21 protein-coding genes and 1 tRNA gene are annotated in these 22,154 nt (G+C 64.3%); 11 read left to right on the top strand and 11 right to left on the bottom strand.

All coding sequences use genetic code 11. The features are described from left to right. Window positions 1-297: 297 nt before the first annotated feature. The 5 genes from RWH43_RS08875 to RWH43_RS08855 all read right to left on the bottom strand — a co-directional run bounded on the left by RWH43_RS08875 (window position 298) and on the right by RWH43_RS08855 (window position 5,190). Window positions 298-1,647, bottom strand: coding sequence for a hypothetical protein (locus RWH43_RS08875; protein WP_316001266.1), 1,350 nt, complete (start codon window positions 1,645-1,647; stop codon window positions 298-300). Beyond that, window positions 1,647-2,465 (bottom strand): glycosyltransferase family protein, encoded by an 819-nt coding sequence (locus RWH43_RS08870; RefSeq protein ID WP_316001265.1) that lies wholly within the window; start codon window positions 2,463-2,465, stop codon window positions 1,647-1,649. The genes RWH43_RS08875 and RWH43_RS08870 overlap by 1 nt, the downstream gene beginning before the upstream one ends. A gap of 187 nt (window positions 2,466-2,652) precedes the next feature. Continuing rightward, window positions 2,653-3,792: a glycosyltransferase gene (locus tag RWH43_RS08865; protein WP_316001264.1), complete on the bottom strand. Its 1,140-nt coding sequence runs from the start codon at window positions 3,790-3,792 to the stop codon at window positions 2,653-2,655. Next, window positions 3,785-4,624, bottom strand: coding sequence for a glycosyltransferase family 2 protein (locus RWH43_RS08860; protein WP_316001263.1), 840 nt, complete (start codon window positions 4,622-4,624; stop codon window positions 3,785-3,787). The genes RWH43_RS08865 and RWH43_RS08860 overlap by 8 nt, the downstream gene beginning before the upstream one ends. After that, the gene (locus RWH43_RS08855; RefSeq protein ID WP_316001262.1) at window positions 4,621-5,190 is read right to left on the bottom strand and encodes an LbetaH domain-containing protein; all 570 of its coding nucleotides are present in this window, start codon (window positions 5,188-5,190) and stop codon (window positions 4,621-4,623) included. Before RWH43_RS08855 ends, RWH43_RS08860 begins: the two co-directional genes overlap by 4 nt. A 53-nt stretch (window positions 5,191-5,243) precedes the next feature. On the opposite strand from RWH43_RS08855, the gene RWH43_RS08850 reads away from it, so the two are divergent. From RWH43_RS08850 to RWH43_RS08835, 4 genes are read left to right on the top strand one after another with little or no spacing between them, the layout of a single operon-like run. Beyond that, on the top strand, window positions 5,244-6,533 hold the full coding sequence (locus RWH43_RS08850) for a glycosyltransferase (RefSeq protein WP_316001261.1): 1,290 nt from the start codon (window positions 5,244-5,246) through the stop codon (window positions 6,531-6,533). Next, complete coding sequence (gene gmd, locus RWH43_RS08845) at window positions 6,530-7,579, top strand: GDP-mannose 4,6-dehydratase (protein ID WP_316001260.1); 1,050 nt, start codon at window positions 6,530-6,532, stop codon at window positions 7,577-7,579. Before RWH43_RS08850 ends, gmd begins: the two co-directional genes overlap by 4 nt. After that, window positions 7,576-8,559: a GDP-L-fucose synthase family protein gene (locus RWH43_RS08840; RefSeq protein WP_316001259.1), complete on the top strand. Its 984-nt coding sequence runs from the start codon at window positions 7,576-7,578 to the stop codon at window positions 8,557-8,559. Before gmd ends, RWH43_RS08840 begins: the two co-directional genes overlap by 4 nt. Next, entirely contained in the window at window positions 8,556-8,840 is a 285-nt protein-coding gene (locus RWH43_RS08835; protein ID WP_316001258.1) for a Dabb family protein, read from the top strand. Before RWH43_RS08840 ends, RWH43_RS08835 begins: the two co-directional genes overlap by 4 nt. Before the next feature lie 118 nt (window positions 8,841-8,958). Here the strand turns inward: RWH43_RS08835 and RWH43_RS17655 are convergent, their stop codons facing one another. Together RWH43_RS17655 and RWH43_RS08830 are read right to left on the bottom strand one after the other, a co-directional pair. Continuing rightward, a complete protein-coding gene (locus RWH43_RS17655; RefSeq protein WP_367575754.1) occupies window positions 8,959-9,456 on the bottom strand; it encodes a DUF4916 domain-containing protein in 498 nt (165 codons plus the stop codon). 82 nt (window positions 9,457-9,538) lie between these two features. Next, a tRNA-Met gene (locus RWH43_RS08830) sits at window positions 9,539-9,612 on the bottom strand. 83 nt (window positions 9,613-9,695) lie between these two features. On the opposite strand from RWH43_RS08830, the gene RWH43_RS08825 reads away from it, so the two are divergent. Together RWH43_RS08825 and RWH43_RS08820 are read left to right on the top strand one after the other, a co-directional pair. Then, window positions 9,696-10,193, top strand: a complete 498-nt coding sequence (locus tag RWH43_RS08825) for a DUF6328 family protein (RefSeq protein ID WP_316001257.1) — start codon at window positions 9,696-9,698, stop codon at window positions 10,191-10,193. Beyond that, the gene (locus RWH43_RS08820) at window positions 10,190-10,996 is read left to right on the top strand and encodes a carbon-nitrogen hydrolase family protein (RefSeq protein ID WP_316001341.1); all 807 of its coding nucleotides are present in this window, start codon (window positions 10,190-10,192) and stop codon (window positions 10,994-10,996) included. The genes RWH43_RS08825 and RWH43_RS08820 overlap by 4 nt, the downstream gene beginning before the upstream one ends. Window positions 10,997-11,032: 36 nt before the next feature. Here RWH43_RS08820 and RWH43_RS08815 read toward each other — a convergent pair whose 3' ends face one another. The 3 genes from RWH43_RS08815 to RWH43_RS08805 form a co-directional block, all read right to left on the bottom strand. Continuing rightward, the gene (locus RWH43_RS08815; RefSeq protein ID WP_307211975.1) at window positions 11,033-11,251 is read right to left on the bottom strand and encodes a hypothetical protein; all 219 of its coding nucleotides are present in this window, start codon (window positions 11,249-11,251) and stop codon (window positions 11,033-11,035) included. Window positions 11,252-11,404: 153 nt separating this feature from the next. Then, entirely contained in the window at window positions 11,405-12,610 is a 1,206-nt protein-coding gene (locus RWH43_RS08810; protein WP_316001256.1) for an aminotransferase class I/II-fold pyridoxal phosphate-dependent enzyme, read from the bottom strand. Window positions 12,611-13,015: 405 nt separating this feature from the next. Continuing rightward, window positions 13,016-13,663 carry a CatB-related O-acetyltransferase gene (locus RWH43_RS08805; RefSeq protein ID WP_316001255.1) on the bottom strand — a complete coding sequence of 216 codons (648 nt, stop codon included), beginning with the start codon at window positions 13,661-13,663 and terminating at the stop codon, window positions 13,016-13,018. 529 nt (window positions 13,664-14,192) lie between these two features. On the opposite strand from RWH43_RS08805, the gene RWH43_RS08800 reads away from it, so the two are divergent. From RWH43_RS08800 to RWH43_RS08780, 5 genes are all read left to right on the top strand, one after another. Next, a complete protein-coding gene (locus tag RWH43_RS08800; protein ID WP_316001254.1) occupies window positions 14,193-15,239 on the top strand; it encodes an acyltransferase family protein in 1,047 nt (348 codons plus the stop codon). A 400-nt stretch (window positions 15,240-15,639) separates the two neighbouring features. After that, window positions 15,640-17,178 carry a S1C family serine protease gene (locus RWH43_RS08795; protein ID WP_316001253.1) on the top strand — a complete coding sequence of 513 codons (1,539 nt, stop codon included), beginning with the start codon at window positions 15,640-15,642 and terminating at the stop codon, window positions 17,176-17,178. A 92-nt stretch (window positions 17,179-17,270) separates the two neighbouring features. Next, window positions 17,271-18,485, top strand: coding sequence for a CDP-glycerol glycerophosphotransferase family protein (locus tag RWH43_RS08790; RefSeq protein WP_316001252.1), 1,215 nt, complete (start codon window positions 17,271-17,273; stop codon window positions 18,483-18,485). Continuing rightward, the gene (locus tag RWH43_RS08785; protein ID WP_316001251.1) at window positions 18,482-19,930 is read left to right on the top strand and encodes a CDP-glycerol glycerophosphotransferase family protein; all 1,449 of its coding nucleotides are present in this window, start codon (window positions 18,482-18,484) and stop codon (window positions 19,928-19,930) included. Before RWH43_RS08790 ends, RWH43_RS08785 begins: the two co-directional genes overlap by 4 nt. An 897-nt stretch (window positions 19,931-20,827) precedes the next feature. Next, window positions 20,828-21,364, top strand: a complete 537-nt coding sequence (locus RWH43_RS08780; RefSeq protein WP_316001250.1) for a hypothetical protein — start codon at window positions 20,828-20,830, stop codon at window positions 21,362-21,364. A 119-nt stretch (window positions 21,365-21,483) separates the two neighbouring features. Here RWH43_RS08780 and RWH43_RS08775 read toward each other — a convergent pair whose 3' ends face one another. Beyond that, complete coding sequence (locus RWH43_RS08775; protein ID WP_144835067.1) at window positions 21,484-21,819, bottom strand: GIY-YIG nuclease family protein; 336 nt, start codon at window positions 21,817-21,819, stop codon at window positions 21,484-21,486. Window positions 21,820-22,154: the final 335 nt, after the last annotated feature.

The following is a 22,154-nucleotide window of genomic DNA, read 5'->3' as shown; positions in this document are numbered from 1 at the left end:
TCAAGTCATGGCAGGTGACGACCGATCCGGGCCTGTTCGCACCAGCTAGGAACACTGCGTCCGAGTGGTCTGCAAGATGAATGTTGGTAGACCGAGAGACCGAGCGTACGCGTAGCGCGGTCGGTATCTGCTCAAGATAACGAGCCCACTTTCGCATCTTTGGCGGCACCCGACTACTGATTGCTGAAGACGGCTCAATTAAGCCACCGAATTCACCTCTGCGTTCGTAGGCTTCGCACAGAAGCTTCGTGTATCTCCGCATGCTGGGATTAGCAAGAGGGTGAGCACCAACTACGATCATGAACTTCCTTTGCTTGACCTCGCGACTGCGGCTTGCCTGTCATCGTTACTTGAAGGAGCGTTCTGCTGCCGTGCAATCCCTTGCGCGAGCCATAGATTCAAAATGAAAGGAGTCGCGACAATGAGGGCCTGAATCGACTTGTTGAGCTGCCCCGTCCATCCTTGAAGTCCAATTTCGAAGAATCCCGTGTTGAATGTCATCGATACGCCCAGGATAACTCCAAAAACATTACCTGACTGAATCAGGCGCGCCAGCAAGATGATTAACAGTGCCATTACCGCGTTGAGGAAGATCACGCCGCTGACTCCCCACATGGCAAAACCCTCGGCTGTGGGTCCCGCCGCGATTGGAACGTCCAGAAACTGATTTGGTACGGAATACGTGCGCACCTCACGAGTCCAGATCTGACCGTTGGTGGCTACCTGTTCAGCCCCAAATTTGGGGATCAGGTTCGTAACCAATCTGCCCAAGTATTCACCGCTTGATTGCCACGCCGTCCCGTTTAGAAAGACAGCGTCCGTGACGGAAGAAAAACCGTCGAAGCGCTGGAGGAGTCCGACGAGGTATGCGACCGCAACACCGCCGCCAACGGCTCCCTGGATAGCGGTGACGTCCTCACCAGTAAGAATACCGCGGGCTGACTGAATAGCGAAGAATCCACATGCGATACCAATCGCGATTAGAGGCGCGTATTTTTGCAGAAGGCTTGTTCGTTCTTGCAGGGTCCATCTAAGCAGTAGCGCCAGCGCTGGGATGATTAGAGCCGCCTTCGACTCGAAGGAAAATGACCACAAAACTTCGCAGAGCATGACCACTAAAACACCGAGGTTGTGAGACTTCCTCCTGCTTAGTCCAAGAATGATTAGTACGGACCCAGTCACGGCCATCGGTTGCAGCTGTTGGAGTATTCCTCCCGCTCCAGTCAGGAGAGCGGCTCTGCCCACCCATCCAGTCGCCCAGAGCACGATGCCCGAGAGCAGAATCAAGGCTCGTGAATCCTGACGGGTCGGGCTGTCAAAGGAGGGATGGTTCTTGTGGTCCGGCAGGACTCTGATAAGTACTGCGAGGCTCGCCAAGTACGCGACAAATCCCGCGAGAGCTACGCCGATAACTTCGGTCGTTGAAGATGCATACCCGGATAGGGCTAGCCTGGGATCGGCAAGGAGGTCTCGTTCGGTTGGTTGCGCGATGACCATGAATGCAGGCCTGACGACGAATCCCAGTGTCCAGAAAACAGCCTGAGCGATGAGAAGAAGCCCGAGTGCCCCGCCCGACCGTCGCGCAATGAGGACCTGCAGTACTAGTACTGCTTGCGTGAGCGCGAGGAGAGCTAACTGAAGCGCCATCATGTGTTCCTTGACCAGCGCAACAGTTCCGACGCTCGGTCTTTGTATGTAAAGCCACCCGCTGAGATCCTACGGTACCCTTCCTGAGCGATTCGGGACGCGCGGTGACGGTCGTGTCTCATCTCGCGGATTCTTTCGGCGGCTTCGGAAAGACTTGAAAATAGTAGTGCTGATGTACCATCGCTAAACAGCTGTCGGTGCTCTTCAGTGTCTTCGGCGATCACAAGTTGGCCAGTGGCCGGAGTCTCGATAGATCGGTTGGTGTGCTGGTCTCTGTTCTCGGAATTCAGTAGAACTAGTCCACCTTGGACATCATTCGCGAGTCGAGTGTATGCGGGTCCCATCTGCGCAGGAAGCATATCGATGCCGGGGTGGCCGTCAGGGTAGCGCCTGTTCCATCTGGGGCCCGCGATAACTGCATTGTCTCGCCCGGAAGCGTGGGCCATAAAATCCGGGAGGCCCTCTCGATCCTCGCGCATGGCTCCCACAAATCCGATGGCATACTTACGATCAAGGAAATCTGTCTCACGCTTGTGAAGGCGCGGGTCGTAGGCTGCCCACTGGAAAAGCGGGTTGCCACCTCTTGCCTCGATTTCCATGACGTTGTGCTGTTTGGTTGTGCCTATAAGGTCCCACAGCTTCTCATGCCGGAGATAGCCGCTCGACAAGTTGCGCCTGTTTGATACGTCATCGAACGAGTAGTGCACTCTCTTCGCCGCGGGTATCTCTAGAAGCATTCGCTGGTTGAAATAGATTGTCTTAATTGCGAGTAGCAGGTCTACCCGGAACCCGTCAGTCGCTGCCTTGACTCCCTTCATGAGCCGAGCCGAAGCAAGAGCATCCACTCTTCGTGCACGCGAGACAAGGATGCGTCTCCCAAATCGTGCTTCGAAGATGAAGGAGGTGTCGACCAATCTGGTCCGGGCACCAGCTTCCTGAAAAGCGTCCGCGAGGCTTCGCGAGTTTGTCCCTGCTCGCATGTCGCCTATGACCAGGACTTGCGGTTCAGTGGTCATTTTGGATGGTCTCAAAGGCGGTGACCCATCTCTCGGCCACTGGCTGCCAGCCGAAAACCGCCTGTGCGTCCGAGGAAACCTGATGCCGGCCGTCCCGACTCGGATCCGAGGTCAGAGCGTTCATCAAACCGTCCGCAATCGCAGCGGGCTGCAGCTGGTCAATGAGCGTTGCGCCGGTTGGAATGATCTTGGCTGCCGCGACTGCAGAGGATGCGACGACTCTCAGCCCCGACACTGCTGCCTCAGCGACTGCGATGCCGAAGTTCTCGTCTTCGCTGGGTAGTAAGAAGATGTCGGATTCTGCGTATAGAGCACGTTTAGGGCCGCCCTGGACTGCGCCTGCGAAAGTGACCATCTTCTGTAGGTCTAGCGCGGTCACCTTAGTCTTTAGCTCGCTCTCAATCGAGCGGTCGCCAGCGCCAGCAATCGTCAAATGGACGTTCACGCCTCTGTCGCGCAAGACTGCGCACGCCTCTATCGCGAGATCAATGCGCTTTTTGGGTGCCAACCGAGACATCGTCAGAATGGCCGCAGGATCGCGCATAGGTCGGTCGTCGACTGGCGTCGTGTGAATGTCGGTACCGACGCCGCTCCACTGAGTCGTCCAATATGGAAACTGCCGCGCGACGTCATCTCGTTCCTCCTGCGAACCCGTGACTATCGAGAACTTTCGGCTGCTGGTCAACAGACGGACCAGGGCGATGAACAGGTGCTTCTTCGCCTTGCCTTTCCGCAATTCGTGAGGCGTCAGAGCGCCATGCGGCATGAGAAGAAGAGGCTTGCGGAAGAGTGATGAGAGGGTGACAACGCCAATGACCCATGGCATGAATAGGCCGTGCACAATCACACCGTCTGCCGAACGAATGAGTTTCACGAGTCGCCGTAAGCCTGTCCCACGGCGGTTGCCCAAGAGGCGCAAAAATGACGGGGCGCACACCGGGAGTGTGCCTCCATCCCGTACGAACTCGCTCACCACATTGTCCTCATCCCATCGTTGGACCGAGACAAGTGCTGCGGTGACATTACTGTGTCTATTCAACGCGAGATTCAACTCAAAACAGTTTCTCGCTGGGCCGCCGTCAGAGATCGAGAGACTGTTCGCGACTTGAACAAAGTTGACGTCAGTCATGTGCCGCTTCTCGCTTCAGCTCTCGGGTCTTTACCCCAATCTGCCAATAGTAGAGTGCGAGCGCGGCGGCATAATCGAAACCCGCGCGCCCATCCAGAAAACCGGCGCGGGCAACAAAGGCGTAAAGGAAGAATATGACAGGCTTAAACGGGACAGCATCAAAGATTCGTCCTTTACGTGTGCGCTTTCCCGCGATTTCCTTCCGGAGGTCACGATTGAGGCGAAGATGCGCCTCCCAGTCCGAGTATCTGTTGTGTCGCGCGAACCAGCTGCTCACCGGATCCCTATCATCGTGGACAAGCCGATGTCTCAGCCGTCTCACACCCGCGGTCGACTCCGGTTGATAGTGTCCCTCAACCTCGCGGATGCCGGGGGCGGATAGGTCGTCGACTTCGGGAAAACGGGCGCGGGAAGTATGCAGAAGCGAGCGTTTGGTAACCACGTGGCCGTGGCGCAGCAGCTTGCCTCCAAACCGGTACAGCAGGTGTATGTCAAACGCGCCCTCACGAGAGTTCCGCAACGCCGGCGCGAGATCGCGCAGCTCGGAGAGCAGAGCGTTGGAGGGGTACTCGTCGGCGTCCAGGAGAAGGACCCATGAATGGCGTGCCCCGGCATTGTCGAGCGACCATTGCTTCTTCTTCGGATAATTGCCGTCCCAGACGAAGTTCACGACGCGCGCACCATAGCGCTCGGCAATCTCGACCGTGCGGTCGTCGCTGTCAGAGTCGACAACAACTAGATCATCGAAGTCAGAAAGACGTTTTAGGGTATTTGCGATGCCCCGCTCTTCGTTTTTTGTCAGTACAATCACGGATATTCCGGCAATAGTCACGAAACGCTTCTTTCAAATCGGCGGCCGACGTATTGCAGTGGATTGCCGCCCCAGACCTCGCCATCAGGCACGGTAATACCCGCGACCAGTGACAGTGGGCGGATGAGTGCGGAGCGTCCGATCTTGCTACCGCCGAGTATTACGCATCTAGAGGTAACCCACGCCCCGGCGCCGACGTGGATGGGGGATGTGAGGAGGGCCATGTCGCGCCGATGCGCGTGACTGCCCGTGGAAAGAAATGTTTCCTGCGAGATGACGACGTCGTGCTCAATCACAACTTCGTCCTGGTTGTGGAGCCACACGCCTTCGCCGATCCACGACCGATCGCCGATCGTGAGTTTCCAAGGAAATTTGACCCTGGTGCGTGGGCGAAAAATGACGCCGCGCCCGACTTTAGCGCCGAACGCCTTGAGAATTTGAACACGAACCCCGGAACTGATCTGCCACGGGTTCGTGACGAAGATCAGCTCGCAGATTGCCCACGCGTACACCTTCCACGTTGGTTGGTCCCAGGCCGCGCGCTCGCCCGGAGCTCGGGAAAGGTCGATCACATTAATGTCGTGCACGACGTCCTCTCGTGTAACTCTCACGTAACGCTGGCGAGGGTAGTCTCTGCTCTGTGCAGCAAGCCTCGCCGACGCTCTTCTTCGGGCTGAACTACCCCCCGGAGACTACGGGAATCTCTCCATACACCGGTGCCATGGCCTCCGGCCTGGCCCGGCGCGGTCGTAAGGTCCGTGCCCTTGTAGGGCACCCTCATTATCCGGATTGGAAGGTCGCGCCAGGTTACGGGCAGTGGTCGCTCCGCGAAATCATCGACGGTGTGTCCGTCGAGCGACTCCGTCATTTCGTGCCATCGCGTCCGACACCGATGCCGCGCGCTGCAGCCGAGATCAGCTTCGGATTGCGGCAAGCATTTGCTCGTTGGGGTCGGCCGGCAGTGATTGTCACTGTGTCGCCTGCGCTGATCTCGTCGGCTCTGGTTCGCCTACGAGCGCGAGTGACGCACCCCAACACGCCATTTGTTGTGTGGGTCCAGGACCTGTACGGCGCAGGTCTGGCGGAAACGGGACAGAATGCTGGGCTGGCGGCTCGCGCCATCGGTTGGATCGAAGGATGGTTGCTGCGCTCGGCGTCCAAGGTCGTTGTTATCCACGACCGCTTCGCAGACCGCGTCGTGAGCAATCTGGGCGTGTTGCCTGAGCGAGCGGCTGTGGTGCGGAATTGGACGCACCTTGGCCCCACGCCAAACGTCGACGTCGCGGCGGTGCGACGTTCGTATGGGTGGGCGGCCGACGAGATCGTGGTCGCGCACACCGGCAACATGGGCGTCAAACAGGGTCTGCATCACGTGGTGGACGCTGGGCGGCTTGCGCACCGTACTCACGAGAAGGTTCGCTTCGTCTTGGTGGGTCGCGGTTCGCAACGCGACGAGCTGGCTGCACGAATTGACGAAGAGCCGACAACCACTGAGATCATGCCTCCGCTCGACGACGTTGCATTCGCCGAAGTGCTTCAGGCCGCTGACATTCTTCTGGTGAACGAACTGCCGGGCGTCTCGGAGATGTGCGTGCCGAGCAAGTTGACCTCTTATTTTTCATCCGGGAGACCGGTTCTCGCCGCCACCGATCTGGCTGGGATCACGGCGCACGAGGTCGCCGCGGCGGATGCCGGTATGACGGTCATAGCAGGCGACCCGGACGCCCTTTTGCAGGGCGCGAAGGCTCTGGCGGCAGACCGCGCGCAGGCGGTGCGGCTGGGCGAAAATGGGAAGCGTTACAAAGAGACAGTGCTGGACGAAACATTCGCGATCGATCGTTTCGATAGTCTTCTCGCGGATCTGACCGCCGCTCCAGGTGGTCAAGCTCCGCCTCACCCCAAAATCGATAAAGATCGGCACACCCTTTGACGAAGCGTGCTCTCATCACCGGTATCACCGGCCAGGATGGCTCTTACCTCGCCGAACTCCTCCTCTCGAAGGGGTACGAGGTTCACGGCCTGATCCGTCGCGCCTCGACTTTCAACACTCATCGCATCGACCATCTGTACGTCGATCCGCATGACCCCAGCGCCAAACTCTTCCTGCATTACGGCGACCTCTCCGACGGCGCGCGCCTGGTTACCCTCATGTCGGAGATCAACCCCGACGAGGTCTACAACCTCGCCGCGCAGTCGCACGTGCGTGTCTCCTTCGACGAGCCGGAACATACGGCCGATACCACCGGCACCGGCACGATCCGCCTGCTCGAGGCCGTGCGACTGTCGGGCGTCCAGACAAAGTTCTATCAGGCCTCCACTTCGGAGTTGTACGGCGCGACGCCGCCGCCGCAGAACGAGGAGACACCCTTCTACCCGCGCTCGCCGTACGCCGCCGCAAAGCTGTACAGCTACTGGATCACCAAGAACTACCGCGAGGCATACGACATGTACGCGGTCAACGGCATTCTCTTCAACCACGAGTCGCCCCGACGTGGCGAGACGTTCGTGACTCGAAAGATCACTCGTGCAGTTGCTCGCATCAAGGCCGGCGTCCAGAAAGACCTTTACCTGGGCAACCTCGACTCCGTTCGTGACTGGGGCTACGCCGCGGAGTACGTCGAAGGTATGTGGCGCATGCTGCAGGCTGACACGCCTGAAGACTTCGTTCTGGCCACGGGCGTCGGGTACACGATCAAGGACTTCCTCGAGGTCTCGTTCGGTCACGTAGGCCTCGACTGGGCTGAGTTCGTGAAGTTCGACGAGCGCTACCTGCGGCCGACCGAGGTTGACGCGCTCATCGGCGACCCGGCGAAGGCTGCTGACAAGCTCGGATGGGTGCCCACCGTTCACAGCGACCAGCTCGCGAAGCTGATGGTCGATGCGGACGTGACGGCACTCGAGCGTGGGTCCGACTGGATCGACACCGTCGCGCTGCCTACCTGGGGTAACCGCGAGCTCCTCGGGGCGCGCGCGTGACCGCTGCCGTCGACGGAGTGGAGTACACCCCGCACGAGCTCGATCGCGACGCGACGTTCTACGTTGCCGGCCATCGTGGGCTCGTGGGGTCGGCGATCGTTCGGAAGCTCGAGTCGTCGGGATTTGAGAATGTGGTCGGCAAGACCTCCGCAGAACTCGACCTGAAGGATCGCGGCGCTGTCTTCGCGTACATGGCGGAGGCGAAGCCGAAGTACGTCGTTCTTGCGGCGGCCAAGGTCGGGGGCATTCTTGCGAACTCGACCTATCCCGTCGACTTCTTGAGCGACAACATGCGGATCCAGGTCAACGTTCTCGACGCGGCTTTGAAAAATGACGTCGAACGCGTGCTGTTCCTCGGCTCGTCCTGCATCTACCCGAAGTTCGCCGAACAGCCGATCCGCGAAGACTCGCTGCTCACCGGTCACCTCGAGCCCACGAACGATGCGTACGCGATCGCCAAGATTGCCGGCATTCTGCAGACGCAGGCCGTGCGCCGCCAATACGGCCTGCCGTGGATCAGCGCGATGCCTACCAACCTTTACGGCCCGAACGACAACTTCTCGCCCAAGGGCTCGCACGTGCTGCCGGCGCTCATCCGTCGCTACGACGAAGCCGCGAAGGCGGGCGCATCGAGTGTGACGAACTGGGGGACCGGTACACCGCGACGCGAGTTCCTTCATGCCGACGACATGGCGGCCGCGTGCCTGCACCTCATGGAGCATTACGACGGGCCTGACCAGGTGAACGTGGGAACCGGGTCGGACGTGTCGATTCGCGAGATAGCCGAGACGATCGCGCGAGTCACGGGTTTCGCCGGCGAAACGGAATGGGATACCTCCAAGCCTGACGGAACGCCCCAGAAGCTGCTCGATGTCTCGAAGCTCGCAGACGCGGGCTGGACGGCCTCGATCTCGCTCGAAGAAGGCATGGAGCGAACGGTCGCCTGGTACCGAGACCACGTCGACACCATTCGCGAATGACGTTCAGACACGTTGTGCTGTTCCGGGTCCGTGACGATGTTGCGGGCCCGGAGCTGTCTTCTGCGATGAAAGGTCTGAAACGTCTGGGCGATAGCCCAGGAATCGTCGAGTGGACGATTGAGCTGTCGCTCGATGAACGCAAAGGTCGCATCGTGATCGAGGACGCGACATTCGTCGACGTCGACGCTTTCCACGCGTGGCGGTCAGGTGCGGCGCACCGGGAGATCGCGTCGCAGATGTCCGAGATCGCCGACTGGCTCGTGGGGGACTGGCAGGCTTAACCGCCACGATCCGTCGCCGGATTCCTTCGCCTGCCGACGCTCCTCAATCGCCCTCGCTGGGAAGACAGCTTCTGAGGGCGGTAAGTCGCGTCCAACCGAAGGTCGAGGCGGCCTGTCGCTAATCAGCGTCGCTCGGCTCGAGCACGCTCATGTGTCGTAAGAGGTCCAGCGTCCCGGGCCACAGGGGTGTCGGCAACTCGTCGGCCGTGAAGTATCTGAAGTCAAGAGCTTCGTTCCTCGGTTGAGGATGGCCATCCAACCTCACCACATAAGAAAGCCCCACGGAGTGCTTGCGCGGATCGTCTCCATAGGACGTGCCATCTCGAGGAGCAGTGTCCGAGGGGAACCACTCGTAGACGTATGCGGGCTGAGGATTGGTGGGGAGCTCGAGGTCGACGGTGAGCGTGTCCTGCGCGTGGCGGCGAAGAGCGTTGCGCGTCGTCTCTCCGCGCCAGATGCGGCCGCCCAGATGACACCAAACGCGGCCATGCGGCGACTCTCTGAGGATGAGGCCGATTGATCGGTCTCTTCCGTCGCCTCTGCACGGCACGAAATCGACGCAAACGATCGGAACCGACTGCTCGATCTGTTCGTACAGCGACGAAGGCAAGTACATCTGTGAGGCTCGCCACCTTTCACGCGAGTTCGAGGATAAAGGCAGAAGGCCCCGGATCTCGCGATCCGGGGCCTTCTTCTTGTTGCGGGGGCAGGATTTGAACCTACGACCTCTGGGTTATGAGCCCAGCGAGCTACCGAGCTGCTCCACCCCGCGGCACAAGAGAAAACATTACCCACCGATGAACGGCATGGCAAATCCGGGCGCACCGCCCGGGAGTGTCGCGAGAGAATAGGCAGGTGAGCAACAGTTTCGACGATCTCGACGACGGACGGCCTGAAACGCCTGCGCAGCGCGCCGATCGCAACTGGAGCGAGATTCTGCAGGAACTTCGAGTGCTGCAGACGGGTACGCAGATCCTCACGGGCTTCCTCTTGGCGCTGGCGTTCCAGGCCGCTTTCACTGAGCTCGATGCCGCGCAGCGGTCGTTCTACCTCGTGCTGGTGTGCCTGGCAGCCCTGAGCGCCGTCGTGGCGCTCGCTCCGGTCGCTTTGCACCGTGCGGTCTTCCACCTGCAGGTGAAGCCCGCTCTCGTCCGCGTGGGGCACAATGCGTTGCGTGCAGCCTTGGCGCTGGTGTCTCTGCTGCTCGTCGGCGTCGTGGCGTTCGTCTTCGACGTGGTCGTCGGTCTCGTCGCGGGTGCGATCGCTGGAGTCGTGCTCGGAGTGGTGATCCTCGTACTGTGGATCGTGGTGCCGGTCTTCGTCCGTCGCCGGGGGAGGGAGAGCATTCGATGAGTCACGAATCTGTGGGCATCGCGGTCGCGCAGTTCGCTCCCGCCGCATCGCGCGAGGCGAATCTGGCCGACATTGATGAAGCGACGCGCACCGCCGCTCGACGCGGTGCTCGAGTGATCGTGTTTCCCGAGTACTCGAGCTATTTCATCGATTCGTTTGACGACTCGCTCGCGGAGAATGCGGAGGACCTGGATGGGCCGTTCGTCCGGTACCTCACCGCCCTCGCGGCAGAGCTCGAAGTCGTCGTGGTCGCAGGGCTGCTCGAGAAGGCCGACGACGGCAAACGGGTGCGCAACGCTGTGGTGGCGGTGGGGGCCGACGGCATCCGGAGTGTGTACCGCAAACTGCACCTCTACGATGCCTTCGGTCAACGCGAATCGGACTGGGTGGAGCCGGGTGAAATCTCGCCGCCCCAGACGTTCGAGCTCGACGGACTGCGGTTCGGACTGATGACCTGTTACGACCTGAGGTTCCCCGAGGTGGCGCGAACGCTCGCCGATGCCGGCGTCGACGTCGCGCTCGTACCGGCGGAGTGGGTGCGCGGGCCTCTTAAGGAACACCACTGGCGAACCCTGCTGCAGGCCCGCGCGATCGAGAACACGTTCTTCGTCGCGGCGGCCGACCACCCGCCGCCCCTCGGCGTGGGGCACTCGATGGTCATCGACCCGCAGGGTGTCGTGCTGGCTCAGGTGGGCACGGCCACAGATGTGGCGGTCGCGCACGTGGATCCGGACGTCATCGCGCGCGTGCGGCGCGTAAATCCCGCGCTGGAACTGCGACGGTACCGCGTCACACCACGCTGAGCGGCACTGCGGGACGGGGGAGTGTCCCCGCTGCTGTCAGTGCTGCTTCTGCTCGAGGCGCAACAACGAGATGCGGCGCGTGCGCCACATTCCGGTGCGTACGGTGGCCATGGTGTAGCCCTCGGCGGTGAGCCGTGCGATGGCCTCGGGGGTGAGGCGAAGGCCACGCTCAGCGTTGGTCCATCGGAGGTCTTTGCCATACAGCTCAGTGATGCGGACAGAACGAGCGGCGAGATCGTTTCGTTTACGAGGCATGTTCTACATTCGTCGGCTATTCGGCGAACCGCCCGGCGAGTTTCCGGCGGTTTTGCGCTGAAAGTATCACCCCGATGTTGCGCCCCAGGTGTCTGTGACGTTGCGAACACGTATGCGGGTTTTTTCGTTCACCCGCCCGTTCACCCGTGAGATTCAGGCGCGCGACATTCCCGCAAGACGCTCCGCGGCTTCCGCCAACACCTCGACACGCTTGCAGGCGGCGAAGCGCACAAGCGTGGCGTACTCGTCGCGGTGCGCGGGGGTGACGAACGCAGTGAGGGGAATGCCCACCACCCCTGCGCGCGCGGGCAGCTCGCGGCAGAACGCGTCGGCGTCGGTGGCACCGAGGGGAGCGGCATCCACCACCGTGAAGTACGACCCGGCCGGAGTCGACACGTCGAAGCCGGCCGCTCGGAGCCCCGTGCCGAGCAATGCGGCCTTCGCCGCCATCTCAGACGCGACTGAGGCGAAGAATTCGTCGGGCAGTCGCAGGCCGGTGGCGATGGCCGGCTGGAACGGCGAGCCGCCGACATAGGTCAGGTATTGCTTGACCGCGAGTACCGCCGTGACGAGGTCGGCGGGGCCCGTGACCCATCCGGTCTTCCAACCCGTAAGCGAGAACGTCTTGCCGGCCGACGAGATGGTCAGCGTGCGCTCGGCAGCACCCGGGAGCGTCGCGATCGGCACGTGCGGTCCGTCGAAGACGAGGTGCTCGTAGACCTCGTCGGTCACGATGATGGCGTCGTGCTGATGGGCGAGGCGCACGACCTCGTCGAGCACCTCGCGAGAGAACACGGTGCCCGTGGGGTTGTGCGGGTCGTTGACGAGGATCACGCGCGTGCGGTCAGTGACTGCAGCGGCCAATTGCTCGAGGTCGGGCTGGAAGTCGGGCCAGCGCAGCGGCACCGGCACGAGGGTGGCTCCGGCGAGCGCGACGCAGGCGGCGTAGGAGTCGTAGTACGGCTCAAACACGACGACCTCGTCATCGGGACCGTCGATGAGCGCGAGCAGCGTCGAGGCGAGCGCCTCGGTCGCGCCGACGGTGATCAGCACCTCGCGAGCCGGATCGAGCTCGATGCCGTAGAAGCGTTTCTGGTGCTCGGCGACCGCGTGAAGCAGGTCGGGGAACCCACGCCCAGGTGCGTACTGGTTGATGCCGTCGGCGATGGCCTTGCGCGCCGCGTCGAGCACCGGCGCCGGGCCGTCTTCGTCGGGGAAGCCCTGACCCAGGTTGATGGCGCCGGTCGAGGCTGCCAGTGCGCTCATCTCGGCGAAGATCGTGGGAACGGTCGTGCCGTCGGCCGAGAGAAGGCCCGCGCCGCGAGCGGTGCGCTGCCAGGCGCCGGAGATGTGCTGCATGGACTCAAGGATGCCGTACGGCGTTGGCAGGGACGTTGCGGCGTGCCCTTCGGCGCGAAGTAGCGACCCCCCTCACTACAGCGCCTAGTCACCGCGTCAGTTCAGGATGCCAGCCGACAAATGGCGGCTCGCGGTCCCCGGCACCCGCTCGTGTGACGCGCAAGGTGCCTCCCTCAACTATCTAGTTGAGGGAGGCGCGAGAGTCAACGAGCGGTGAGCGTGCGCGCAGTTTCTGAACCGTGCCCTCAGCCTGTGGAGGCACGCCATCGAGAGACGGCCCTCGGGTCCGAAGCCGTCACCGCGCGGACGATGCGACAACAGAATGGTCAGGGCGCGGGTGTTCGGGAGGCACCGATGGGGCGGCGAGCGTTTGCTGTCATCTGCGCCGGAAAACTGCAGCCGCTGTCAGCGCGCCGGATAATGCTCGAACCAGTCATCGCCTGCCTCTACGAGCGTCCGCATCGTCTCACGGCGCGCGTCGGGCCAGTCCCACCATGGATTTGCGAGCACGCGTTCGCGCACGTCCTCGGGGAAGCGATACTTGATCACCGTCGCTGGGATACCGGCGACAACTGCGTAGGCGGGGACGTCTCGAGTGACAACCGCTCCGGAGGCGACAACCGCTCCGTCCCCGATCGTCACCCCTTGCTGAATGATTGCGGCGGCTCCAATCAGAACATCGTTCCCAATCTCGGGCGGGTCCGGCAGCTCATCCACCGCCATGTCTGCTCCGTATATGTTGCTCCGGCTGTATGTCGTCGGTGAAGTGGACACGAAACGCGTCGGGTGCCTTTCGGACCCGATGTGCACGTAGTGCGCGATGGACGTGAACTTGCCGATCCGACCCGACAGAAGGAGCGACCCACGATTGGCGTAGGAGTGGTCCCCGATGTGGACGCCGGGGTTGACGACCACCCCCGTACCGATGAACACGTTGAGCCCGAGCTTCGCGTCCGTCGAAACCCAAGGAGAAGCGATGGCGGCGCTGGGGAACGCTCGCCTCGCGTTGGCCATTTGACGACTGTGTCGGAGTGTTTCGATGATCGCTCGCATGGCTCGAGCGTATTACTGAGCGATCCAGTGCAACATGCGCTCGCGTGACTCTGTCTAACGAACTCAAAGAAGCATGGCTCTGGGAAACGGCAGCGCGGTCACAGAGGACGGAGGACGGAGTTCGACTTCGTGAGAGGACCGGAGCAAAACCGCGATCCTCGGTTGCCCCAGTCGCATATTTCGACGTGTCCACTCGGATTCAGACGCAGTCGATGACGGCCCATGCTGGTGCTTGACCCCCGGGGGCATGCCAGCCGTATCAGCCGCTGGGGAGCGGGTCATGTCGCCATTTCCCGCGAAGCCAACACGGACGGAGTGGGTGTGCGCTCGAAGGGCGCACTCGCCGACTTGATCTCCGCCGCCGGGGACTGTGACGCCGAAAGCTTGCCCGTCCGAAGCAGCGGTTACGTCGTGGACGCGTCCAACGAAGACGGTTCGTGCGCGGACGGCCGCGGTGCAATCTGCGCGCGGACAGAGCGCCTTGCAGTTCTGAAACACGCCGGTACATTTCGCCCGATATGCTCCCAGCATGGAGGCAGGGGCACCGACAACGACTGCGCAACGAAAGCTATCTCCGGGTGTCCGCGCCGGCTTGGACGTTGCTAGGGCCGTTGCAGCGCTTTATGTGGTCGCCCATCATGCGGTAGAACTTCCCGGGATGATGGGGGTGATCTTCTCCTTCGGGCAAGAAGCTGTGTTGGTCTTTTTCCTGCTCAGCGGGTTCGTCATCTTCGCGAATGAGCGCGATAGATCGGCGCGCCCCAGGGGCTACTACCTCAGACGACTGCGGCGGATCTACCCGCCGATGCTCGTGGCGATGGCCGTCTCGACGGCACTCTGGGGTCTGGGGCTGATCGATCCGTCACCAACCTGGCAGTCCGCGTTTGGAACGCTGTTCGCGCTACAAGACATATCTTTCCTCAAGCCCGGGGTCATTACTGATCCGTATCTCGGGAACGACCCGCTGTGGTCGCTGTCCTATGAGATCTTCTTTTACCTGATTTTTCCGCTAGTGATGATGGGTTGGCGCCGCTCTGAGCGAGCGACCCGCTGCATTGTACCGGTAGCGTCTGTCCTCGCATATTCGACGTATCTTGCAGCGCCTAACCACCTTTCGCTAGTCGTGGCTTACTTCCTGATCTGGTGGGCCGGCGCCATGGCTGCACACCTGTATTTGGGGCGTGGGCTTCAATTGCGCCACGCAATCCCTGAGTTTGTTGGTTTGCTCGGACTGTGTGCAGTAGCCGGTGTCGGTGTCGCCGTGTATGGATTCGCGGGACTGGGTTACTTCCCGTTTCTGGTTCTACGCCATTGCGCCGTAGTACTTCTTCTGTTCGCGTTGCTTTTCACGCCGGTTCGCACGCTTCTCGCTCGCTTGAGCACTCCAGTTGCGCGTGTTGCCGCGGCGGTCGCCGGCATCTCCTATGGGCTATACGTCGTTCACTACCCAGTCCTCATCCAGACCGGAGCGACACACTCCTGGTGGGTAATCCCCGCTCTCATCGCGGTCGTGTTGTTGGCTTGGATTGCCGACAAGGGAACGTCGAAGGTTCTCCCGCGCGCCCCGCGAAGTTGAACACGCTGTACTGAACTCGTTGGGCGACGAGCGGTCGTCTCGCATGTGTTCCTGTGGGGGCGCAGCGGCCATTTGGGTTGAGTTCTGTTCACGCCGGCCGAACCGGCGGCGCGCAGTCGAAACCGTCGTCGTCACGATGCGCGGCGGGCCGCTCTGGCCGCCCCATTGCCAATCAAGTTGTCCCGCGAAGCGACCCGCCATTTTTCGCTCATGCTGGAGCACAGAATTGCGGGCTCCGGCTCCGGCCGGGCGAGACGAAATATCCCTTGTCCGTCCAGCGCAACCCGGGAATGCCACCCACCCCCTTCCTGCTAGACCCATAGAGGCGGCTCACACCCGTCATAGGTGGCCCACAGGATCGGTGGTCATCGTAGAAGCGCCTGGAAGAAGGAGCATCACCATGAGCGACACCACGGACAACCGTCCCGAGGGTAACGACAACAGCCGCTACACCGACCCGCAGAACACCGGCGCGCAGACGCCCGGTGCCCAGAACGCCGGCATCCCCCCGATGCCGACCCGCTCGCCCGCCGCCGCGGCCGCCGCCTGGCCCCCGCCGGCGCCCAACACCGCGGCCCCGCAGCACGGCGCCAACACCGGCGCACCGCAGCAGGGCGCATACGCCTCGGCCCCGTCGGGTGCGACGAGCCCCACCGGTCAGGCCTTCGGCCCCGGTGCGACCGCCGCGCACCCCACCATGCCGCTGCACGACGGAGCCCCCGCGGCTCCCCGCAAGAAGAGCGCGGCCCCCCGCGTCGCCGCCCTGCTCGTCGCCGCCGCCCTCGTCGGCGGAGCGGCCGGACTCGGCGGAACCTACGCCGGCCTCAACCTCTGGGGCGGCTCGAGCACCACGGCGGCCGCCGGCCCCTCGGCGATCACCGTCAACAACCCCGACGACGTCAACAACACCTCGGCGGTCGCCGCCAAGGTCGTCCCGAGCGTCGTCACGATCAGCGCGACGGGCGGCTCGTCGGGCGGCACCGGTTCGGGTGTCGTGCTGAGCAGCGACGGCTACGTGCTCACGAACACGCACGTGGTCACCCTCGACGGCCAGACCGGCAACGCGACCATCTCGGTCACGACCTCCGACGGCAAGGTCTACAAGGCCACCGTGGTCGGCACCGACCCCACCTACGACCTCGCCGTGATCAAGCTCGAGGGCGCCTCGGGCCTCACCCCGATCGAGTGGGCCGATTCGTCGAAGCTCAACGTGGGCGACAACACCATCGCCGTCGGCGCTCCGCTCGACCTGCCGAACACGGTGACCACCGGTATCGTCAGCGCGCTCAACCGCTCGATCCAGGTCGCCTCGTCGGCAGCTCCCAGCGACGGCAGCGACTCGCAGCAGGACCAGGGTCAGGGCGAGGGTGAGAGCCCGTTCCGCTTCGACTTCGGTCAGGGCCAGCAGCAGCAGTCGGCGAGCCAGACGATCAAGATCGCCGTCATTCAGACCGACGCCGCCATCAACCCCGGAAACTCCGGTGGCGCCCTCGTCGACAGCGACGGCAAGCTCATCGGCATCAACGTCGCCATCGCCAGCGCCGGTGGCTCGTCGTCTGGCGGCCAGTCGGGCAACATCGGCGTCGGCTTCTCGATCCCGTCCGACATCGCCAAGCGCATCTCGACCGAGATCATCGACAACGGCTCCGCCACCCACGGTCTGCTGGGCGCGTCGGTTCAGGATGCCGCGTCGATCCAGGGCGCGACCACGACCGGTGCCTACGTCGCCGAGGCGCAGAGCGGTGGGGCCGCGGCATCCGCCGGTCTCACCAAGGGCGATGTAATCACCAAGTTCAACGGTGTGCCGATCACCAACTCGATCGACCTCACCGCCCAGGTGCGCGCGCTGGCCGCCGGCTCCAAGGCCGAGGTCACCTACAACCGCAACGGTCAGGAGAAGACCGTCGAGGTCACCCTGGGCTCCATGCCCACCAGCTGATCCGGCACTTCTTCAGGCAGCCCCCTTCGGGGCCGGACGCCACCCCGCGATAGGCTCGCGGGGTGGCGTCTTTCTCGTTCGGTGCGGGAAACGTGAGAAAACTCCGCCGCATTCCGCTCTACCTCGCCGGTCGCCTTGTGACCGCGATCGTGCCGCGCTCGCGTGACGAATGGGTGTTCGGCTGCGCGGTCGGCATCGCCGACGGAGCCCTCGCCCTGCACCGCGTCGCCGACGCCCACGGAGAGAAGACGACCTGGCTCGTCGCCGATGAGACCCAGGCGCGCGAGGCCTCGAGGCTTGGCATCCGGTACGTGTTCCGTGACTCGCTGCGCGGGTTCTGGCGCACGGCACGGGCCCGCGTGATCGTCGTGACCCACGGCTTCGGCGATGCTCAGCGCTACGCCGAGCACGGAGCGCTGCTCGTGCAGCTGTGGCACGGCATTCCCCTCAAGCGCATCGGCCTCGACTCGCCCGAGACCGCGCGCGCCCCCGTGCTTCCGCGGCTGCTGCAGCCCGTGCTCGCGCACCTGTACCGCCGGGCCACGCGGCGCATCGCCGTGCTGCCCGCCGCCTCGCACCTCGTACGCGGACGCCTCGAGAGCGCCTTCGGCCTGCGCGACGCCAGCGTTCCCGTCACGGGGGAGCCGCGCGTCGACGTGCTCTCGACCGGAACGCCCGCCGAACGTCGCGAGCGTGCGCGCACCGCCTTGTCGACAGTGCTCCGGATGCCGCTCGGCCACCGCCGCATCGTGCTGTACGCCCCCACCTGGAGAGACGGAGCAGCCGACCCCGCCGTGCCGACGATCGCCGAGTGGAACGGCATCCGGGATCTTCTCGACACCCACGACGCGATGCTGCTCGTGCGTTCGCACCCGCTGGGGGCGGGGGAGTACCGCGCGCCGGGGGAGAGCGACCGCATCCGCCTGCTCGGCAGCGACCTGGTCGCCGACGTCACCCCCCTGCTGCCCGGACTCGACGTGCTGGTGACCGACTACTCCTCGCTCGCGTTCGATGCGGCCCTCGTGCCGCTGCCGGTGGTGTTCTTCGCCCCCGACCTCGAGGCCTACACCGCCCGCCGCGGCCTGTACGGCACCTACGCGGATGTCGCGGGGGAGCGGTTCGGGCGCACGTGGGACGACACGCTGTCGCTGCTCGCCGAGGTGCTGACCGATCCCGCCGATGCCGTCGCGGCCTCCGAACGCCGCAGTGCCGCCGTGCACGCCCACCGAGATGGGCGGAACGCCGAGCGCGTGTACCGGGTGATCCGGTCGCGGCTCGTTTCGCTAGGGAGGACTGATCCCCGATGACCGACGCGCGCCTGTTCGACGACGCCGGCACACCCGCCCTCGAGCTGAGCGGAACGGGTGCCCGCCCGGCATCCGTCGACCTCGTCGGAGCCCGCGCCCGCGTCAGCGCTCGCCTGCACGGACGCGGTCGCACCTGGCGCGCCGTCATTCCGCTGCAGGCCGCGCGGTGGGGTGGCGCACCGCTGCCCCTGCCGTCGGGGGAGTACCGCCTGGAGGTCCCGGATGCCGATATCTCTGGCCTCACGCTCGCCGACACCGCCCTGCCGGGTTTGCGTGCGTCGCTGAGCCACGGTGTCGTGAGCATCGCCGCCCCGATCGACCCCGTGTACGTGACGGGGGAGGGTCGCGCCGCCATCGAGCGCCGCTACGTCGGAGGCAAGCGCGAGCCGCTCGAGAACGCCGTGTTCTTCGAGAGCTTCTACGGCCGCACCGCCGGCTGCAACCCGCTCGCCATCGACCGCGAGCTCGCCCGCATCGCCCCCGCCGTCACCCGGTACTGGAGTGTCGGCGACCTCTCCGTCGAGGTGCCCGAGGGTGCCATCGCCGTCGTGGAGGGCAGCCCCGAGTGGTGGCGCGCCCGTGGAGTCTCACGCCTGCTCGTCGTCAACGACTGGCTGCGCCGCCGGTTCGTGCGCCGCCGCGGGCAGCGCGTGCTGCAGACCTGGCACGGCACCCCGCTCAAGCGCCTCGCCCTGCACCGCCCCGGTTTCGACCCGCGCCGCGCGCTCGCCGTGGTGCGCGAGAGCCGCCGGTGGGACGTGCTGCTCGCCCAGAGCCCCTACGCCGCGCGCGTGCTGTCGAAGGCGTACGCGTTTCTGCGGCGGCCGATCTGGGTCGAGGGGTATCCGCGCGATGATTCGCTTTCGTCTTCGGCCTGGGGCCCGGAGACCCGGCGCCGGCTCGGGATCGGTGACGAGGAGCGCGTGCTGCTCTACGCCCCCACCTGGCGCGACGACCGCGAACGCATGGTCGACTTCGTGGACCCCGCAGCGCTTGCCCGCTCCGCCGACGCCGTCGTGCTCGTGCGCGGACACACCCGCACCCTGCTGCCCGGAACCGACGCCGCCGGCCCCCGCGTCATCGACGTCACCGGGTTCCCCGACACCTCGGCCCTGCTCGCCGCGGCCGACGCGCTCGTCACCGACTACTCGTCGGTCATGTTCGACTTCGCCATCACCGGCAAGCCGATGTACTTCCTCGTGCCCGACCTCGAGCACTACCGCGGAGAACTGCGCGGCTTCTACTTCGACCTGCTCGACCTCGCCCCCGGACCCGTCGTGCGCTCGCAGGCCGACCTCGAGCGCGCGCTCGCCGAGGTCGACCCGTCGATCTTCGCCGAGCGGTACTCGCGTTTTCGCGCGTTGTTCGCTCCGCGGGACGACGGGCGGGCGGCCGAGCGGGTGGTTGCGCGGTTGCTGGACCAGGGGTTCGTGTCGCGAGGGTGACGCGAGGTGGCCGCGACGCGAGGTGGCTGAGCCTGTCGAAGCCACCGGGGGTTTGCGCAAGGCGAGGTGGCTGCGACGCGAGGTGGCTGAGCCCGTCGAAGCCACCGGGGGCGGGCGTAAGGCGAGGTGGCTGAGCTTGTCGAAGCCACCGGGGGAGTGCGGGACGTGAGGTGGCTGAGCTTGTCGAAGCCACCGGGGGTTCGCGCAAGGCGAGGTGGCTGCGACGCGAGGTGGCTGAGCCCGTCGAAGCCACCGGGGGAGTGCGTACGGCGAGGTGGCTGCGGCGCGAGGTGGCTGAGCCTGTCGAAGCCACCGGGGCCACAGCGGCTCCCGGTCCCTTCGACAGGCTCAGGGACCTCTGTCACAGCGGGTCCCGGTCCCTTCGACAGGCTCAGGGACCTCTGTCACCGTGGGTCCCGGTCCCTTCGACAGGCTCAGGGACCTCTGTTACCACGGGTCCCGGGCCCTTCGACAGGCTCAGGGACCTCTGTTACCACGGGTCCCGGGCCCTTCGACAGGCTCAGGGACCTCTGTTACCACGGGTCCCGGTCCCTTCGACAGGCTCAGGGACCTCTGTCACTGCGGGTCCCGGTCCCTTCGACAGGCTCAGGGACCTCTGTCACTGCGGGTCCCGGTCCCTTCGACAGGCTCAGGGACCTCTGTCGCCACGGGTCCCGGTCCCTTCGACAGGCTCAGGGACCTCTGTCGCCACGGGTCCCGGTCCCTTCGACAGGCTCAGGGACCTCTGTCACTGCGGGTCCCGGTCCCTTCGACAGGCTCAGGGACCTCTGTCACCACGGCATCCGCCCCTCCACCATGACGTGGAGCCGCACCTGCCGCCCTGGGTATCCGCGCAGTGTTCCGAGACCTCGCTACCCTGTCTGATTGGCTGGAGCGATGGATACGACGAGAAAAGCACGCATCGCCGTCATCGTCGTTGCGGCGGTATCGCTCGCGGGATGCACCGCGGGGGAGCCGGATGCCGCGACTCCGCCTCCTGTCGAGATGACGGCCCTGCCCTCGGCCTCGCCGACCTCGACGGCCGACGCCGACATCGAGCGCGACAAAGCGGCGCTGCCGATACCCGCTGAGGGCATCAGCGACTGGGCGAACACCGCCGTGCCCGCGCCGGAGCCCGGTGAGGGGGCTGGGACGCTCTCGGGCTGGATGAGCCAGAGCACCTCCCCGAACATGCTCACGTCATTCACCTCGCTGCCGCCGGGCGACTACCAGGCGCAGATCGCGTGCCGCGGTGAGGGAACCATCACCGTGACGGCCGGCGAGATCGACGCAGCTCCCGCCGCAGGGCCTCTCGAGTGCAATAACTCGACCGTCGCGTTCGGCGTGCAGACCGCGCAGACGGGGCTCGAGCTCTCGCTGTCGCTGGAGGGAGCGCCGACGATCTACGCGGTGTCGGTGGTGCCCGTCGGCTGAGCCCGTCTCAGCGCGAGGTGGCTGAGCCTGTCGAAGCCACCGGGAGGGTGCGTAAGGCGAGGTGGCTGAGCTTGTCGAAGCCACCGGGGTCACTGCGGGTTCCGGTCCCTTCGACAGGCTCAGGGACCTTCGTCACGCAAGGTGGCTGAGCTTGTCGAAGCCACCGGTCCCTCGCCAGATTGCGCGAGCCTCGGAAGGTCTTCCCACTGCGAGGCGATGAGCGCGAGCTTCTTCTCACGCCGCCAGCCCTGCAGTTGCTTCTCTCGCTCGAATGCCAGCTCGACCGCGTCGAACCACTCGGCATACACGAGTCGCACAGGCCTGCGCTTTCGCGTGAAGTTCGCGGCCATCTGATCGTCGTGGTTGTGCTCCCAGACGCGGCTCTCGAGTTCGCGGCCCGTGCTTCCGACGTAGAACGCGCCTCCGCGGCACTCGAGGATGTAGGTCCAGGGCATCCGCCGATGCTGTCACGGCTGCCCTCTCGCGCGGGGGAGCCTGTGGATAACGCGAGGTGGCTGAGCTTGTCGAAGCCGCCGGGGTCACCGCGGGTTGCGCAACGCGAGGTGGCTGAGCTTGTCGAAGCCACCGGGCATTCTGCGGCTCCCGGGCCCTTCGACAAGCTCAGGGACCTGTGTTTCGCGAGGTGGCTGAGCTTGCCGAAGCCACCGGGGTCACCGCGGGTTGCGCAACGCGAGGTGGCTGAATTTATCGAAGCCACCGGGCATTCTGCGGCTCCCGGGCCCTTCGACAAGCTCAGGGACCTGTGCTGCGTGAGGTGGCTGAGCTTGTC

It is taken from the genome of Microbacterium algihabitans (assembly GCF_032464975.1).
In the GTDB taxonomy this organism is placed as follows: domain Bacteria; phylum Actinomycetota; class Actinomycetes; order Actinomycetales; family Microbacteriaceae; genus Microbacterium; species Microbacterium algihabitans.
This window is presented reverse-complemented; position numbering and strand designations above follow the sequence as displayed.